We start from the raw sequence: 16,221 nt of genomic DNA on the forward strand, positions 1-16,221 counted from the left end.
TTTCGAACTAGTTCTTCTCCCTCCCCTGTCCCGCTCCATCGGCGAATGGGCGCGCGAGCGCACGCGCCGTAATCTCGGAGTGTCCCCTGACACAAGCATTCGCAGCACCCGAGGGCGACCGCGGATGCCCTTGGAGAAACACACGATGAGTCACTTTCTGGATCGGCTGAAGTTCATGTCGCGCGTGAAATCCACGTTCTCCGACGGCCACGGCGCCGTCGTCGACGAGGACCGGCGCTGGGAAAACGGCTACCGCAGCCGCTGGCAGCACGACAAGATCGTCCGCTCGACGCACGGCGTGAACTGCACCGGCTCCTGCTCGTGGAAGGTCTACGTGAAGAACGGCCTCATCACGTGGGAAACCCAGCAGACCGACTATCCGCGCACCCGAGCCGATCTGCCGAACCACGAGCCGCGCGGCTGCCCGCGCGGCGCGTCCTACAGCTGGTACGTCTACTCCGCGCAGCGCGTCAAGTACCCGATGATCCGCGGCCGCCTGATGGAAATGTGGCGCGAGGCGCGCAAGACGATGGACCCGATCGCCGCGTGGGAATCGATCAGCCAGAATCCGGAGAAGGCGCGCCGCTACAAGAGCGTGCGCGGACTGGGCGGCTTCGTGCGCGCCGACTGGAACACCGCGACCGAGCTCATCGCCGCCGCGAACGCGTACACGATCAAGCGCTACGGCCCGGACCGCGTGGTCGGCTTCTCGCCGATTCCGGCGATGTCGATGGTGTCGTACGCGGCGGGCGCGCGCTACCTGAGCCTGATCGGCGGCGCATGCCTGTCGTTCTACGACTGGTACTGCGACCTGCCGCCCGCGAGCCCGCAGGTGTGGGGCGAGCAGACCGACGTGCCCGAATCGGCCGACTGGTACAACTCGAGCTACCTGCTCGTCTGGGGCTCGAACGTGCCGCAGACGCGCACGCCCGACGCGCACTTCTACACCGAGGTCCGCTACAAGGGGACGAAGACGGTCGCGATCTCGTCCGACTACGGCGAGATGGTCAAGTTCGGCGACATCTGGCTCGCGCCGAAGCAAGGCACCGACGCCGCGCTCGCGATGGCGATGGGCCACGTCGTGCTGAAGGAATTCCACGCGGCGAACAAATCCGCGTACTTCCGCGACTACGTGAAGCAATACACCGACATGCCGATGCTCGTGCTGCTGCGCGAGCGCGACGGCGTGCTCGTGCCCGACCACTTCCTGCGCGCGTCGCACCTCGCCGATTCGCTGAACGAAGCGAACCATCCGGAATGGAAGACGCTCGCGATCGACGCCTCGACGGGCGACATCGTCGCGCCGAACGGCTCGATCGGCTTTCGCTGGGGCGAGGCCGCGCACAACGGCGGCGAGAAGGTCGGCCACTGGAATCTCGAAATGAAGGACGGCGGCAGCGGCCGCGCGATCGATCCGAAGCTTTCGCTCGTCGATGCGCACGACGAAATCGTCGACGTCGGCTTCCCGTACTTCGGCGGCGAGCACGAATCGCTGCTCGCGCGCCGCGTGGCCGCGAAGCGCGTCGCGCTCGCCGACGGCACGAGCGCGCTCGTCGCGACCGTGTACGACCTGCAGATGGCGAACTACGGCGTCGACCAGGGCCTCGGCGGCCCGAACGTCGCGGCGAGCTTCGACGACGACGTGCCCTACACCCCCGCGTGGCAGGAAAAGCACACGGGCGTCGCGCGCCACCTCGTGATCCAGGTCGCGCGCGAGTTCGCCGACAACGCGGACCGCACGCGCGGCAAGAGCATGGTGATCGTCGGCGCGGCGCTCAACCACTGGTATCACAACGACATGATCTACCGCGGCATCATCAACCTGCTGATGATGTGCGGCTGCATCGGCCAGAGCGGCGGCGGCTGGGCGCACTATGTCGGCCAGGAGAAGCTGCGTCCGCAGTTCGGCTGGGCGCCGCTCGCGTTCGCGCTCGACTGGTCGCGCCCGCCGCGCCAGATGAACGGCACGTCGTTCTTCTACAACCACACGAGCCAGTGGCGCCACGAAAAGCTCGCGGTGGACGAGATCCTCGGGCCGACCGCCGATCGTTCGAAGTACGAAGGCATGACGCTGCTCGACCTGAACGCGAAGTCCGAGCGGATGGGCTGGCTGCCGTCCGCGCCGCAGCTCGGCAAGAATCCGCTCGACGTCGTCGACGAAGCCGAGCGCGCGGGCAAGGAGCCCGTCGCGTACGCAATCGAGATGCTCAAGAGCGGCAAGCTCGCGTTCGCGTGCGACGATCCCGACAACCCCGCGAACTTCCCGCGCAACATGTTCGTGTGGCGCTCGAACATTCTGGGCAGCTCGGGCAAGGGCCACGAGTATTTCCTCAAATACCTGCTCGGCACGCAGAACGCGCTCTTCAGCGACGAGGCGGATGCGCTCAAGCCGTCCGAGGTGCACGTGCGCGACGCCGCCGAAGGCAAGCTCGACCTGCTCACGGTGCTCGACTTCCGGATGAGCACCACGTGCCTGTACGGCGACATCGTGCTGCCGACCGCGACCTGGTACGAGAAGGACGACCTCAACACGTCGGACATGCACCCGTTCATCCATCCGCTGTCCGAAGCCGTGCAGCCGCTGTGGGAAAGCAAGACCGACTGGGAGATCTACAAGGCGATCGCGAAGAAGTTCAGCGAGATCGCGGGGCCGTACCTCGGCACGCGGCGCGACCTCGTTTGCACGCCGCTCATGCACGACACGCCCGGCGAGCTCGGCCAGCCGTTCGAGCCGAAGGACTGGCGCCGCGGCGAATGCGACCTGATCCCCGGCAAGACCGCGCCGTCGATGACCGTCGTCGAGCGCAACTACGGCGACATCCACAAGAAGTTCACGTCGATCGGGCCGCTCCTCGACAAGCTCGGCAACGGCGGCAAGGGCATCACGTGGAACACCGAGCATGAGGTGAAGGAGATCGGCGCGCTGTCGGACACGGTCGCCGAGCCCGGCGTGAGCCGCGGCCGCCCTCGCCTCGACACCGCGATCGACGCGGCCGAGATGATCCTCACGTTCGCGCCGGAGACGAACGGCCACGTCGCGGTGAAGGCATGGGACGCGCTCTCGAAGATCACGGGCCGCGATCACACGCACCTCGCGATCGGCCGCGAGCACGACAAGATCCGCTTTCGCGACGTGCAGGCGCAGCCGCGCAAGATCATCTCCGCGCCGACGTGGTCGGGCCTCGAATCGGAGGAAGTGAGCTACAACGCCGGCTACACGAACGTTCACGAGCTGATTCCGTGGCGCACGCTCACGGGCCGCCAGCAGTTCTATCAGGATCACCGCTGGATGCTCGACTTCGGCGAAGGCTCGTGCGCGTACCGGCCGGCGATCGACACGAAGACCGTCGCGCCGCTGCACAAGCGGATGTCGAACGGCCAGCCCGAGCTCGTGCTGAACTGGATCACGCCGCACCAGAAATGGGGCATCCACTCGACCTACTCGGACAACCTGCGGATGCTGACGCTCTCGCGCGGCGGCCCGCACGTGTGGATCTCGGAGGCCGAGGCGCAGCAGGCCGGCATCCGCGACAACGACTGGGTCGAGGTGTTCAACGTGAACGGCACGCTGACCGCGCGCGCGGTCGTGTCGCAGCGCGTGCCGGCCGGCATGTGCCTCATGTATCACGCGCAGGAAAAGATCGTGAACGTGCCCGGCGCGGAGACGAGCGGCAAGCGCGGCGGCATTCACAACTCGGTCACGCGCACCGTGACGAAGCCGACGCACATGATCGGCGGCTACGCGCAGCTCGCGTACGGCTTCAACTACTACGGCACCGTCGGCAGCAACCGCGACGAATACGTGATCGTGCGCAAGATGAACCGGGTGGACTGGCTCGAAGAGCCGCTTAACGAAGGAGCAGAACAATGAAGATCCGCGCACAAGTGGCGATGGTGCTCAATCTCGACAAATGCATCGGTTGCCACACCTGCTCCGTCACCTGCAAGAACGTGTGGACCTCGCGCGACGGCGTCGAGTATGCGTGGTTCAACAACGTCGAGACGAAGCCGGGCGTCGGCTACCCGCGCGAGTGGGAGAACCAGGACAAGTGGCAAGGCGGCTGGAAGCGCAACGACGCCGGCAAGCTCGAGCCGCGCCAGGGCGGCAAGCTGAAGATCCTCGCGCACATCTTCGCGAATCCGAACCTGCCCGCGATCGACGATTACTACGAGCCGTTCACGTACGACTACGCGCATCTGCAGAACGCGCCGCTCTCGCAGACGCCGCCGACCGCACGCCCGGTCTCCGCGATCACCGGCCAGAAGATGGAGAAGATCGAATGGGGGCCGAACTGGGAAGACGATCTCGGCGGCGAGTTCAAGTCGCGCAGCCGCGACAAGCTGTTCGAGGCCGTGCAGAAGGAGATGTACTCGACGTTCGAGAGCACCTTCATGATGTACCTGCCGCGCCTTTGCGAGCATTGCCTGAACCCGGCCTGCGTCGCGTCGTGCCCGTCCGGCTCCGTCTACAAGCGCGAGGACGACGGCATCGTGCTCGTCGACCAGGACAAGTGCCGCGGCTGGCGCATGTGCATCTCCGGGTGCCCGTACAAGAAGATCTACTTCAACTGGCAGACGGGCAAGGCCGAGAAGTGCGTGTTCTGCTTCCCGCGCATCGAGGCCGGCCAGCCGACCGTGTGCTCGGAAACCTGTGTCGGCCGCATCCGCTATCTCGGCGTGATGCTCTATGACGCGGACCGCATCGAGCAGGCCGCATCCGTCGCCGATCCGCAACAGCTCTACGAAGAGCAGCTCGCGGTGTTCGTCGATCCGCACGATCCGGCGATCGAGCGCCAGGCGCTCGCCGACGGCGTCCCGCAAAGCTGGATCGACGCGGCGAAACGCTCGCCCGTGTACCGGATGGCGTGCGAATGGAAGGTCGCGTTCCCGCTGCATCCGGAATACCGGACGCTGCCGATGGTCTGGTATGTGCCGCCGCTCTCGCCGATCCAGGGCGCCGCGCAGTCGGGGCACATGGGGATGAACGGCGTGATTCCCGACGTGCGCAGCCTGCGGATTCCGCTGCGCTATCTCGCGAACCTCTTGACGGCCGGCGACGAAGCGCCGATCGCCGCCGCGCTCGACCGGATGCTCGCGATGCGCGCGTACAAGCGCGCGCAGACCGTGCACGGCGAGCACGACGCGCAGGTGCTCGAACAGGTCGGGCTCACCGCCGAGCAGGTCGAGGACATGTATCAGCTGATGGCGATCGCGAACTACGAGGACCGCTTCGTGATTCCGTCGTCGCACAAGGAAATGGCCGAGGACAGCTTCGACGAGAAAGGCAGTTGCGGCTTCTCGTTCGGCAACGGCTGCTCCGGCGGCACGTCGGACGGCACGCTGTTCGGCCGCAAGAAGGAAACGGCGGTGTCGTACGCGGCGCTGCCGAGCGTCACGCGCAAGAAAGCGAGCGCCGCATGAGCGCATCGCACGAGGAAAACGTCATGTCGATCTATCCGATTCTGTCCGCCCTCCTGACCTATCCCGAGCAGGAGCTGCTCGACGCGCTGCCCGACGTCGAGCGCGCGCTCGACGCGTTCCCCGACGCGCGCGCGACGCTCGCGCCGCTCGTCGAATCGCTGCGCGCCGCGCCGCTCATCGAGCTGCAGGAGCGTTACGTCGCGACGTTCGACCGCACGCCGTCGCACTCGCTGCATCTGTTCGAGCACGTGCACGGCGAGAGCCGCGACCGCGGCCAGGCGATGGTCGATCTGCTCGACGAATACCGCCGCCGCGGCTTCGAGCCCGTCGGCAGCGAGCTGCCCGACTACGTGCCGCTCTTCGTCGAGTTCCTCGGCGCGATCGAGGACGACGGCGACGCCGATCACGCGGCGCGGCTTCTCGGCGACGCGATCGACGTGCTCGCCGCGCTCGGCGAGCGCCTCGCGCGCGCGCAGAGCCCGTATGCGGCCGCGTTCGCGGCGCTGCGCGCGCGCTCGCCCGTCGAGCCGCGGCCCGTCGCCGAGCCGCCGCCGCGCACGATGGACGAAGCGCTCGAGCGCTTCGGCCCCGGCCACGACGGCGTCGAGCCGCTCCTCGCGCCCGCGGCGAACGCGTCGAACGCGCAGCCGATCCGCTTTCATCCGCCGCGCCGCGCGGCGACGCCCGCTCCCCGCGCGTGACGCGGGGGCGTCGCGAACCCGTTTCGAGGTCACGTCATGGATTATCTGAATACGTTCGTCTACGGCATCTATCCGTACATCGCCGCCGCCATCTTCCTGTTCGGCAGCCTCGCGCGCTTCGAGCGCGAGCAGTACACGTGGAAGTCCGACAGCTCGCAGCTCTTGCATCGCGGCGCGCTGCGCACGGGCAACATCCTCTTTCACGTCGGCGTGCTCGGGCTCTTCTTCGGGCACCTCGTCGGGCTGCTCACGCCCGTGGCGGTGTGGGACGCGCTCGGCGTCACGCATCACTTCAAGCAGCTCGTCGCGATGACGGCGGGCGGCGTGATGGGCTCGCTCGCGCTCGCGGGCCTCGCGATCCTGCTGCACCGGCGCCTGACGAACGCCCGCATCGCGGCCGTCACGCGCCGCGGCGACAAGGTGCTGCTCGCGTGGCTCCTCGTCACGCTGGTGCTCGGCCTGTCGACGATCTTCGAATCGGCGAGCCACACCGACGGCCATCTGATGGTGCAACTGATGACCTGGGCGCAGCACATCGTCACGTTCCGCGGCGACGCGGCGAGCTACGTCGCCGACGCGCCGTTGCTCTTCAAGGCGCACCTGTTCATGGGCATCTCGCTTTTCGCGATCTTCCCGTTCACGCGGCTCGTTCATGTGTGGAGCGGCTTCGCGTCGGTCACGTACGTCGGCCGCGCGTGGCAGCTCGTGCGCACACGCCGCTAGGCGCGGTTCGAGCGGGGTCGGAGCAAACGCATCGCGGCGCGCCGGGCGGGTGCGCCGCGATGCCTCACGCGCCGGAATGTCGCATCGGGAGCGCAACATTCGGCAGGACAATTGTCATGTTCAAAAAAATCATGACGTGCTATGACCCCCGCCCTCCCCGACTCCCCCTCCCCGTGGCGGCACCGCCTGTCGACGCGGATCGTCGCGCTCTCGGCGATCGCGTGGGCGCTCGTCCTCGCGATGGTGGGCGGCACGCTGTGGCTGTCGTGGCAGCTCGAAGGCGCGGGCGCGGCGATCAACGACGCCGGCAGCCTGCGGATGCGCGCGACGCGCACGTACGTCGAGATGACGGGCGCGGGCGTCGAGCCGCGCCGCCAGCTCGCGGCCGAGGTCGACACGATCGACGGCACGCTCGCGCGGCTGCGCCGCGGCGATCCGTCGCGCCCCCTCTTCCTGCCGAACACGTCCGTCATCCAGCATCAGCTCGACATCGTCACCGACCGCTGGAGCGGCACGCTGCGCCCGCTCGCCGCCGCGGCGCTGCCGGGCGCGCCTCAGCCTGACGCGGCCGCCGCCTATCTCGTCGCACTGCCGGGCTTCGTCGACGAAGCCGATCTGCTCGTGCGCGAGATCGAATCGGACAACGCGCGCAAGACGACGTGGCTGCGCCTGTCGCAGATCGTGCTCGGCCTGCTCGCCTGCTCGGGCACGGTCGCCGTCATCTATCTGCTGTTCCTGTGGATCATCCTGCCCGTGATGCAGCTGCGCGACGGCCTGAAGCGGATGGCCGCGCGCGAATTCGCGGTGCGGCTGCCCGTGCAGACGCGCGACGAGTTCGGCGATCTCGCGCGCGGCTTCAACCGGATGGCGAGCGAGCTGCAGGAGGTCTACGCGGGGCTCGAGGAACGCGTGCAGCAGAAAACCGCGCAGCTCGCCGCGCAGAACCGCGAGTTGAGCGCGCTCTACGAGATCACCGCGTTCCTGAACCGCCCGCAGGCCGTCGACGAGATGTGCGCGGGCTTCCTGTCGCGCACGATCGCGCAATTCGACGCCGACGCGGGCAGCATCCGCGTCACCGATCCGACGGGCGAGAAGCTGCACCTCGTGATCGCCGAGGGGCTGTCGGCCGAGCTCACCGATCTCGAGCGCTGCATGCCCGTCGACGACTGCTTCTGCGGCACCGCGACGCGCGCCGAGACGGCCGTGCTGCACGACCTGCGCGGCGGCGCCGCGCACTCGCCGACGCCGTGCTCGCGCGAAGGCTTCGCGGCCGTCGCGGTGTTCAGGGTGATGACGCAGGACGCGGTGCTCGGCTCGTTCTCGCTGCATTATCGCGATGCGTCGCGGCTGCCCGCCGACGAGCGGCGCGTGCTCGAGACGCTAGGCCGCCATCTCGGGATCGCGCTCGATCACGTGCGGCTGTCGGCGAGCGCCCGGCAGCTCGCGGTCGCCGAAGAGCGCAATCTCGTCGCGCAGGGGCTGCACGACAGCATCGCGCAGAGCCTGAATTTCGTGAACCTGCAGACGCAGATGCTCGGCGACGCGATCGCGCACGACAATCTCGCCGATGCGCGCGACATCGTGCCGATGCTCAAGCATGGCGTCGAGCAAAGCTACGCGGACGTGCGCGAGCTGCTGCTGAACTTCCGCACGCGCCTCGCGCAAGGCGAGCTGAAGGCGGCGATCGAGGAAACGATCGCGCGCTTCGAGAAGCAGACGCGCATCGCGTGCGCGCTCGACTATCGCGAGACAAGCGGCGCGCCGCTGCCGCCCGACGAGCAGTTGCAGGTGCTGTTCATCCTGCAGGAAGCGTTGTCGAACGTGCGCAAGCACGCGCACGCACGGCACGTCGCCGTCGAAGTCGACAACGGCGCCGCGTTCCGGCTGTCCGTCGCCGACGACGGCTGCGGCTACGATCCGGCCGCGCTCGCCGCGCGCGCGGACACGCACGTCGGACTCACGATCATGCGCGAGCGCGCCGCCCGCCTGCGCGCGACGCTCACGTTGACAGGCGCGCCGCAACGCGGCGCGCGCGTCGAGCTGGTGCTGCCCGCCGACGCGCGACAGGCGGCATAGGAACAAGAACGAGGACCAGCATCATGACCATACGCGTACTGTTGATCGACGACCACACGCTCTTTCGCAGCGGCGTCAAGCTGCTGCTGCAACGCCAGCCGGATTTCGAAGTCGTCGACGAAGCGTCCGACGGCGTGGAGGGCGTGAAGCGCGCGAAGCGGCATCAGCCCGACGTGATCCTGCTCGATCTGAACATGCCGGGGCTGTCGGGGCTCGAAACGCTGCAACTGCTCGTGCAGGACGTGCCGTCCGCGCACGTCGTGATCCTCACGGTGTCGGAGGACGCCGAAGAGCTGACGACCGCGCTGCGCGACGGCGCATGCGGCTTTCTCGTGAAGAACATCGACGCGGAGACGCTCGTCGCGGGCATCCGCAAGGCGGCCGCGGGCGAGCCGGTGATCGCCGAGAGTATGACGGCGAAGTGGATCGCGAGCCTGCGCGCGCCGCAGCCCGCCGCACGGCCCGCGCCGGCCGCGGCGCCCGCCGCCGCGCACGCGTCGGTCGATCCCGACCAGTTGACGCCGCGCGAGCACGACATCGTGCGCGCGCTCGCGCGCGGCACGAGCAACAAGGAGATCGCGCGCGAGTTCGACGTCGCCGAGAGCACGGTGAAGATCCACGTGCAGAACATCCTGAAGAAGCTGAACCTGACGAGCCGCGTGCAGATCGCGGTGTATGCGGTCGAGCGCGGATTGACCGCGCAGCATCCGGCCGAGGTGTGACGCGGCGGCGGCGATCGGGGCACGCCACCGTACGCCGGCGCGCATCGCGCGATTCGTGATATCCGCGGCCGCGGCCGCTGCGGCGCCGAGCGTTCCGCGCTCCGGCGGTCCGGCCTCGCCCCGGCGTTGTCATGGATGTCCATGGCTCGCGGTAAGATGACGGCCTCACGCATCCTGCCGATCCTCCCATGAAAATCGCCACCTGGAACGTCAACTCCCTGAACGTGCGCAAGCAGCACGTGCTCGACTGGCTCGCACAGAGCGGCGCCGACGTGCTGTGCCTGCAGGAGCTCAAGATCCCCGACGAGAAATTCCCGAGCGACGAGCTCGAAGCCGCCGGCTACCGCAGCTGGTTCGCGGGCCAGAAGACCTACAACGGCGTCGCGATCCTCGCGCGCGCGAGCCTGCCGTTCGACGAAACGGACGTCGTGCGCAACATCCCCGGCTTCGAAGATGCACAGCAGCGCCTCATCGCCGCGACGGTCGGCGGCGTGCGGATCGTGTCCGCGTATTTCCCGAACGGCCAGGCGCTCGACTCCGACAAGTTCGTCTACAAGATGCAATGGCTCGACGCGCTGCAGGCGTGGCTGAAGGACGAGTTGCAGCGCTACCCGAAGCTCGCGCTGCTCGGCGACTACAACATCGCGCCCGAGGATCGCGACGTGCACGATCCCGCGAAATGGGAAGGCCAGAACCTCGTGTCGCCGCAGGAGCGCGCGCACTTCGCGCAACTGATCGGGCTCGGTTTCGCCGATGCGTTCCGCCGCTTCGATCAGCCCGAGAAGACTTTCACGTGGTGGGACTACCGGATGCTCGCGTTCCGCCGCAACGCGGGGCTGCGGATCGATCACATCCTGCTGTCGCCCGCGCTCGCCGACACCTGCACGAGCTGCACGGTCGATCGCGTGCCGCGCACGTGGGAGCAGCCGTCCGATCACACGCCCGTCGTCGCGCAGATCGGCTGAGCCCGCTGCGCGCGGCCCCCCGCCGCCGCCGCTCGGCGACGCGCGGCGTTCGCCGCACGCGAGGCGGCGGCGCGCCGCGGCGGACGCCACGCCGATGCCGAACGTCGCGCCGAACGCGACGCAAGCGCCGCGCCGCGCGCATCTGCGAACGCATCGCCACGCCGCCCGATGCAAACGGGGCGCTCGAAGCGCCCCGTTTGCGTCAGCCGACCGATGCGGGCGCCATCCGCGCAGCCCGCATCGCCTCGCGCCGGATCACGATTCGAGATGCAGTTCCTGAATCTTGCGCGTGATCGTGTTGCGGCCGATGCCGAGCCGCTCCGCCGCCTCGACCTTGCGGCCGCGCGTGAAGTCGAGCGCCTCGCGAATCACCGCGGCCTCGAAGCGGCGCGCGAGCGCGTCCATCACGTCCGCCGAATTCTCGCGCAGCAGGCGCGCGACCTCGGTCCGCAGCCCGTGCTCCCACAGCGGATGCCCGGCTATCGTGCCCACGGCCGCGTGCGCGCTCGCGACGACGGGTGCGGCGAGCACCGCGCTCGCCGCGTGCGGCTCCGCCGCGCCGTTGCCGGCGACCGATGCGTCCGCATTCGCCGCCGCCTCCACCGGCGCGGCGCTGCCCGACGCCGTCTGCGTCGCGACGAGATCAGGCGGCAGATCCTTGATCTCGACCGTCTGCGCGGGCGCCATCACCGTCAGCCAGTTCGCGAGGTTCTCGAGCTGCCGGACGTTGCCCGGAAACGGCAGCGACGTGAGGTACGCGAGCGCCTCGTCCGACACGCGCTTCGGCTCGACGCCGAGATCGCGCGCGCTCTTCTGCAGGAAATGCCGCGTGAGGAGCGCGATGTCCTCGCTGCGTTCGCGCAGCGGCGGCAGCCTCAGCCGGATCACGTTGAGCCGGTGATACAGATCTTCCCGGAAGAGCCCCTGCCGCACGCGCGCCTCGAGGTTCTGGTGGGTCGCCGCGATCACGCGCACGTTCGCGCGCAGCGGGCTGTGGCCGCCGACGCGATAGAACTGCCCGTCCGACAGCACGCGCAACAGGCGCGTTTGCAGGTCGAACGGCATGTCGCCGATTTCGTCGAGGAACAGCGTGCCGTTCTCGGCCTGCTCGAAGCGGCCCTGGCGCGTCGTCTGCGCGCCCGTGAACGCGCCGCGCTCGTGGCCGAACAGCTCGGATTCGAGCAGATCCTTCGGGATCGCCGCCGTGTTCAGCGCGATGAACGGGCCGTTCGCGCGCGGGCTGTGCCGATGCAGCGCGCGCGCGACGAGCTCCTTGCCCGTGCCCGATTCGCCCGTGATCAGCACGGTCGCGGCCGAATGCGACAGCCGCCCGATCGCGCGAAACATGTCCTGCATCGCGGGCGCCTGGCCGAGCATCTCGGGCGCTTCGGCGAGCTTGTCGTCCTCGGGCACGCCGCCGCGCAGGCTCTCTTCGACCGCGCGCCGGATCAGCTCGACCGCCTTGTCGACGTCGAACGGCTTGGCGAGATACTCGAACGCGCCGCCCTGAAACGCCGCGACCGCGCTGTCCAGATCCGAGAACGCCGTCATGATGATGACGGGCAGCCCCGGCAGCCGGTCGTGCATCGCCTGCAGCAGTTCGAGCCCCGAGCCGCCCGGCATCCGGATGTCGGATACGAGCACCTGCGGCGTTTCCTGGTCGAGCGCGGCGAGCGCGTCGCGTACGTTCGCGAAGCTCCTCGTCGCGAAGCTCTCGCGTGCGAGCGCCTTCTCGAGCACCCAGCGGATCGATTGGTCGTCGTCTACTATCCAGATCGGCTTCATAGTCGGTCAGAGGTATGGAGAATCGCTGCGCCGCCGCTCAATGATCGAGCGGCAGCAGAATCTGAAATTCGGTTCGGCCCGGCCGGCTGTCCACTTCGATCATCCCGTCGTGCTGCTGGATGAACGTCTGCGCGAGCGTGAGCCCGAGCCCGCTGCCGTCGTCGCGGCCCGACACGAGCGGATAGAAGATCCGGTCGCGGATGTCGTCCGGAATGCCGGGGCCGTTGTCGATCACGTGCAAGTCCAGTGCCAGCTTGTACAGGCGCTTGGCGATCGTCACCTTGCGCGCGATGCGCGTGCGCAACTCGATCTTCGCGTCGCCCTGCGCGATCCGCTCGCGCAGCGCCTGCGCCGCGTTGCGCACGATGTTCAGGAGCGCCTGGATCAGCTGCTCCTTGTCGCCGCGCAGATCGGGCACGCTCACGTCGTAATCGCGCTCGATCGTCAAGCCGCGCGGAAATTCCGCGAGCATCACCGCGCGCACCCGTTCGCACACTTCGTGGATGTTCACGTCGCCGACGATGTGCGGATGGCGATGCGGCTCGAGCAGCCGGTCGACGAGCGTCTGCAGCCGGTCCGATTCCTTGATGATCACCTGCGTGTATTCGCGCAGCTCGCCGCGCTCGCGCTCGCCGAGCTCGAACTCGAGCAACTGCGCGGCGCCTCGAATCCCGCCGAGCGGGTTCTTGATCTCGTGCGCGAGATTGCGGATCAGCTGCTTGTTGACGGCCGTGAGGTCGTGGATGCGCTCCTCGCGGTCGGTGCGCGACTGCCGCTCGTTCTCGAACAGCTCGACGAGCACGAAATCCTGCGCGCCCTCGAGAAAGCCGACGATCGCGTGCACGTGCAGCGGCTCGCGGCCCGGGCGGTCGAGCACGGTGTCGAGATGCGTCGCATGAAAGCGCTCCTCGCCGATCGCGGTGATCGTCGTCGCGAGCTCGCTCGCGTTCGGGAAGATCTCGCCCCACGGCATCTGCGACAGCTGCCGGCGCGAGATGTCGAGCATCGCCTCCGCCGACGGATTGGCGAACGCGATCGTGAGCGTGCGCCGGTCGAGCACGAGCACGACCGTCGGCAACGCTTCCAGCCCCGTGAGGAGCCCCGAGCGCACGAGCCGGTCGTCGTCCGACAAGCGCTCCGGGTGGCCGGCCCTGGCCTTGATCAGATTCTTCAGAACCATCTTGCGTGGATGCCGTGTCAAAAACCGCCGTCGCGGGCGGAGCAAAAAGGGGACGGCGTCCCGCCGTCCCCTTTCAAGGCCCGATGCCTTCGCGCGCAGTTGCCGCGCGAAGGCCGGTGGGCGCCGCGGCGCTTCGTCCGCCGACGAGACGAAGCGCCATCGCCGCTTACAGCGAGTAGTACATCTCGAACTCGATCGGGTGCGTCGTCATGCGGAACTTCGCGAGCTCCTGCTCCTTGAGGCCGAGGTACGCATCGATCATCGCGTCCGTGAACACGCCGCCGCGCGTCAAGAACTCGCGGTCGTTGTCGAGTGCTTCGAGCGCCTGGTCGAGGCCCGCGCACACGGTCGGGATCTTTGCATCCTCTTCCGGCGGCAGGTCGTACAGGTTCTTGTCCGCGGCCTCGCCCGGATGGATCTTGTTCTGGATGCCGTCGAGACCCGCCATCATCAGCGCGGTGAAGCACAGGTACGGGTTCGCCATCGGGTCCGGGAAGCGCGTTTCGATGCGGCGGCCCTTCGGGTTCGACACGTGCGGAATGCGGATCGACGCCGAGCGGTTGCGCGCCGAGTACGCGAGCTTCACGGGCGCTTCGAAGTGCGGCACGAGACGCTTGTAGGAGTTCGTCGTCGGGTTCGTGATCGCGTTCAGCGCGCGCGCGTGCTTGATGATGCCGCCGATGTAGAAGAGCGCCGTTTCGGACAGGCCCGCGTAGCCGTTGCCCGCGAACAGGTTCTGGCCGTCCTTCCAGATCGACTGGTGAACGTGCATGCCCGAGCCGTTGTCGCCGACGACGGGCTTCGGCATGAACGTCGCCGTCTTGCCGTACGAGTGCGCGACGTTATGGATGATGTACTTCGCCCATTGCGTCCAGTCCGCGCGCTCGACGAGCGTCGAGAACTTCGTGCCGATTTCGTTCTGGCCCTGGCCCGCCACTTCGTGGTGGTGCACTTCCACCGGAATGCCGATCTGCTCGAGCAGCAGGCACATTTCCGAGCGCATGTCCTGGAACTGGTCAACCGGCGCGACCGGGAAGTAGCCGCCCTTCACGCCCGGGCGGTGGCCCGTGTTGCCGCCTTCGAATTCCTTGCCCGACGACCACGGCGCTTCTTCCGAGTTGATCTTCACGAAGCAGCCCGACATGTCGGTGTTCCATTGCACCGAGTCGAAGATGAAGAATTCCGGCTCCGGACCGAAGTACGCGGTGTCGCCGATGCCCGTGCTCTTCAGGTACGCTTCGGCGCGCTTCGCGAGCGAGCGCGGATCGCGCTCGTAGCCCTTGCCGTCCGCGGGCTCGACGACGTCGCAGGTCAGAACGAGGGTCGACTCTTCGTAGAACGGGTCGATGAAGGCGGCGTTCGGGTCCGGCATGAGCAGCATGTCCGACGCCTCGATGCCCTTCCAGCCCGCGATCGACGAGCCGTCGAACGCGTGGCCGCTTTCGAACTTGTCCTCGCCGAAGGCCGACACCGGCACCGACACGTGTTGCTCCTTGCCGCGCGTGTCCGTGAAGCGGAAATCGACAAACTTGACGTCCTCGTCCTTCACGAGCTGCATGACGTCGGCGACGGTTTTACTCATAACCTCTTCTCCTGATTGAACAAATCCGGCGGACTGGGACCGCCTCGTTAAGCGAGCTGCTGAGCGCAGCGTTCTTTGCCGCGTACAACCGATTCGAACGGGATCTTTGTAGCAGCTTCCATGCCATGCATGCGCCAGATCGGCGCGAAACGCGCGAGGGCTCGCCCCGTCAGGGCCGGGGCGCGCCCTTTCGGGGCTTCGATGCGCCCGGACGCCGCCCAGCGCGCACCTCGGTTGTGCAATGCATGGTTCCGCACACACGAAAATCCCTATTTTGGTGCTGCTCGAGCATTTTGCACCTTTTCGGTGACAACCGCACATCGAAGCGATCGCCTGCCGGAAATCGCCGGCCGTCGCCGCGCACCCGGCGCGCTAGAATGCTTTTTTGATCCGCAGGAGACCTCCCGCCATGAGTACGCTTGAACAGCTTTACGCGCAAGCCGACACGCGCCGCACGCAAGGCAACCTGAACTACGCGGGCGCGCTCTCGCCCGCCGAGGCCTTCGAACTGCTGCAACTCAATCCGACCGCGCGCCTCGTCGACGTGCGCACCCGCGCGGAGCTCGACTGGGTCGGCCGCCCGCTCGTCGGCGACGGCCAGTACGCGCACATCGAATGGACCCGCTATCCGGGCGGCGTGCCGAACGCGGAATTCATCGATCAGCTGCGCATGGCCGCGCAGCCCGATCAGCCGATTCTGTTCCTGTGCCGCAGCGCCGCGCGCTCGAAGCTTGCCGCGGTGGCCGCCGCGCAGGCCGGCTTCACGAAGGCGTTCGATCTGCTTGAAGGGTTCGAAGGCGCAAAGGACGCGCAAGGACACCGCAAGACCGTCGAAGGCTGGTGCCATCGCGGCCTGCCCTGGATCGGCGCGTAACGCGCACTGCCGCCCGCCATCGTCGGGCCGGCCGATGACACGGCGATGACGTGACGCGCCACGGCGGCGCCGGGGCGCCGGCGTCGGGCGGCCCGGTGTGGGGCGAGGCAGTCGGTCGGGTCGGGTCGGGTCGGGTCGGGTCGTCGGGTCGGGTCGGGTCGGGTCGGGTCGGGTCGGTCGGGTCGGTCGGAG

Annotated in this window: 11 protein-coding genes; 8 read left to right on the forward strand and 3 right to left on the reverse strand. The window is 68.0% G+C overall.

Features of this window, described 5'->3' with window-relative positions; all coding sequences use genetic code 11:
• The first annotated feature begins 145 nt into the window (after window positions 1-145).
• From WS91_RS01245 to xth, 7 genes are all read left to right on the forward strand, one after another.
• The gene (locus tag WS91_RS01245; RefSeq protein WP_059669605.1) at window positions 146-3,871 is read left to right on the forward strand and encodes a nitrate reductase subunit alpha; all 3,726 of its coding nucleotides are present in this window, start codon (window positions 146-148) and stop codon (window positions 3,869-3,871) included.
• Window positions 3,868-5,421 (forward strand): nitrate reductase subunit beta, encoded by a 1,554-nt coding sequence (narH, locus tag WS91_RS01250; RefSeq protein WP_059669599.1) that lies wholly within the window; start codon window positions 3,868-3,870, stop codon window positions 5,419-5,421. Before WS91_RS01245 ends, narH begins: the two co-directional genes overlap by 4 nt.
• Window positions 5,418-6,122: a nitrate reductase molybdenum cofactor assembly chaperone gene (gene narJ, locus WS91_RS01255; protein WP_038748791.1), complete on the forward strand. Its 705-nt coding sequence runs from the start codon at window positions 5,418-5,420 to the stop codon at window positions 6,120-6,122. The genes narH and narJ overlap by 4 nt, the downstream gene beginning before the upstream one ends.
• Before the next feature lie 36 nt (window positions 6,123-6,158).
• Window positions 6,159-6,845, forward strand: coding sequence for a respiratory nitrate reductase subunit gamma (gene narI / locus WS91_RS01260; RefSeq protein WP_038748789.1), 687 nt, complete (start codon window positions 6,159-6,161; stop codon window positions 6,843-6,845).
• 141 nt (window positions 6,846-6,986) lie between these two features.
• Window positions 6,987-8,921: a type IV pili methyl-accepting chemotaxis transducer N-terminal domain-containing protein gene (locus WS91_RS01265; protein ID WP_059669600.1), complete on the forward strand. Its 1,935-nt coding sequence runs from the start codon at window positions 6,987-6,989 to the stop codon at window positions 8,919-8,921.
• Window positions 8,922-8,944: 23 nt separating this feature from the next.
• Window positions 8,945-9,643, forward strand: coding sequence for a response regulator (locus WS91_RS01270; protein WP_038748785.1), 699 nt, complete (start codon window positions 8,945-8,947; stop codon window positions 9,641-9,643).
• 188 nt (window positions 9,644-9,831) lie between these two features.
• On the forward strand, window positions 9,832-10,608 hold the full coding sequence (gene xth, locus WS91_RS01275; RefSeq protein WP_059669601.1) for an exodeoxyribonuclease III: 777 nt from the start codon (window positions 9,832-9,834) through the stop codon (window positions 10,606-10,608).
• A gap of 255 nt (window positions 10,609-10,863) precedes the next feature.
• Here the strand turns inward: xth and ntrC are convergent, their stop codons facing one another.
• From ntrC to glnA, 3 genes are all read right to left on the reverse strand, one after another.
• Window positions 10,864-12,393, reverse strand: coding sequence for a nitrogen regulation protein NR(I) (gene ntrC / locus WS91_RS01280; protein WP_059577140.1), 1,530 nt, complete (start codon window positions 12,391-12,393; stop codon window positions 10,864-10,866).
• Between the two features lie 37 nt (window positions 12,394-12,430).
• The gene (glnL, locus tag WS91_RS01285; protein ID WP_038748779.1) at window positions 12,431-13,573 is read right to left on the reverse strand and encodes a nitrogen regulation protein NR(II); all 1,143 of its coding nucleotides are present in this window, start codon (window positions 13,571-13,573) and stop codon (window positions 12,431-12,433) included.
• Window positions 13,574-13,739: 166 nt separating this feature from the next.
• On the reverse strand, window positions 13,740-15,155 hold the full coding sequence (glnA, locus tag WS91_RS01290) for a type I glutamate--ammonia ligase (RefSeq protein ID WP_038748777.1): 1,416 nt from the start codon (window positions 15,153-15,155) through the stop codon (window positions 13,740-13,742).
• A gap of 409 nt (window positions 15,156-15,564) precedes the next feature.
• Between glnA and WS91_RS01295 the strand changes: the two genes are divergently transcribed.
• Complete coding sequence (locus WS91_RS01295; RefSeq protein WP_059669602.1) at window positions 15,565-16,029, forward strand: rhodanese-like domain-containing protein; 465 nt, start codon at window positions 15,565-15,567, stop codon at window positions 16,027-16,029.
• Window positions 16,030-16,221: the final 192 nt, after the last annotated feature.

Origin of the sequence: Burkholderia sp. MSMB1498 (assembly GCF_001526245.1) — a bacterium.
GTDB classification, from domain to species: Bacteria; Pseudomonadota; Gammaproteobacteria; order Burkholderiales; family Burkholderiaceae; genus Burkholderia; species Burkholderia savannae.

Excerpts from the sequence above, each read along its gene's own strand:
- WS91_RS01245 (WP_059669605.1), top strand. The coding sequence starts at position 146 with ATGAGTCACTTTCTGGATCGGCTGAAGTTCATGTCGCGCGTGAAATCC.
- narH (WP_059669599.1), top strand. The coding sequence starts at position 3,868 with ATGAAGATCCGCGCACAAGTGGCGATGGTGCTCAATCTCGACAAATGC.
- narJ (WP_038748791.1), top strand. The coding sequence starts at position 5,418 with ATGAGCGCATCGCACGAGGAAAACGTCATGTCGATCTATCCGATTCTG.
- narI (WP_038748789.1), top strand. The coding sequence starts at position 6,159 with ATGGATTATCTGAATACGTTCGTCTACGGCATCTATCCGTACATCGCC.
- WS91_RS01265 (WP_059669600.1), top strand. The coding sequence starts at position 6,987 with ATGACCCCCGCCCTCCCCGACTCCCCCTCCCCGTGGCGGCACCGCCTG.
- WS91_RS01270 (WP_038748785.1), top strand. The coding sequence starts at position 8,945 with ATGACCATACGCGTACTGTTGATCGACGACCACACGCTCTTTCGCAGC.
- xth (WP_059669601.1), top strand. The coding sequence starts at position 9,832 with ATGAAAATCGCCACCTGGAACGTCAACTCCCTGAACGTGCGCAAGCAG.
- ntrC (WP_059577140.1), bottom strand. The coding sequence starts at position 12,393 with ATGAAGCCGATCTGGATAGTAGACGACGACCAATCGATCCGCTGGGTG.
- glnL (WP_038748779.1), bottom strand. The coding sequence starts at position 13,573 with ATGGTTCTGAAGAATCTGATCAAGGCCAGGGCCGGCCACCCGGAGCGC.
- glnA (WP_038748777.1), bottom strand. The coding sequence starts at position 15,155 with ATGAGTAAAACCGTCGCCGACGTCATGCAGCTCGTGAAGGACGAGGAC.
- WS91_RS01295 (WP_059669602.1), top strand. The coding sequence starts at position 15,565 with ATGAGTACGCTTGAACAGCTTTACGCGCAAGCCGACACGCGCCGCACG.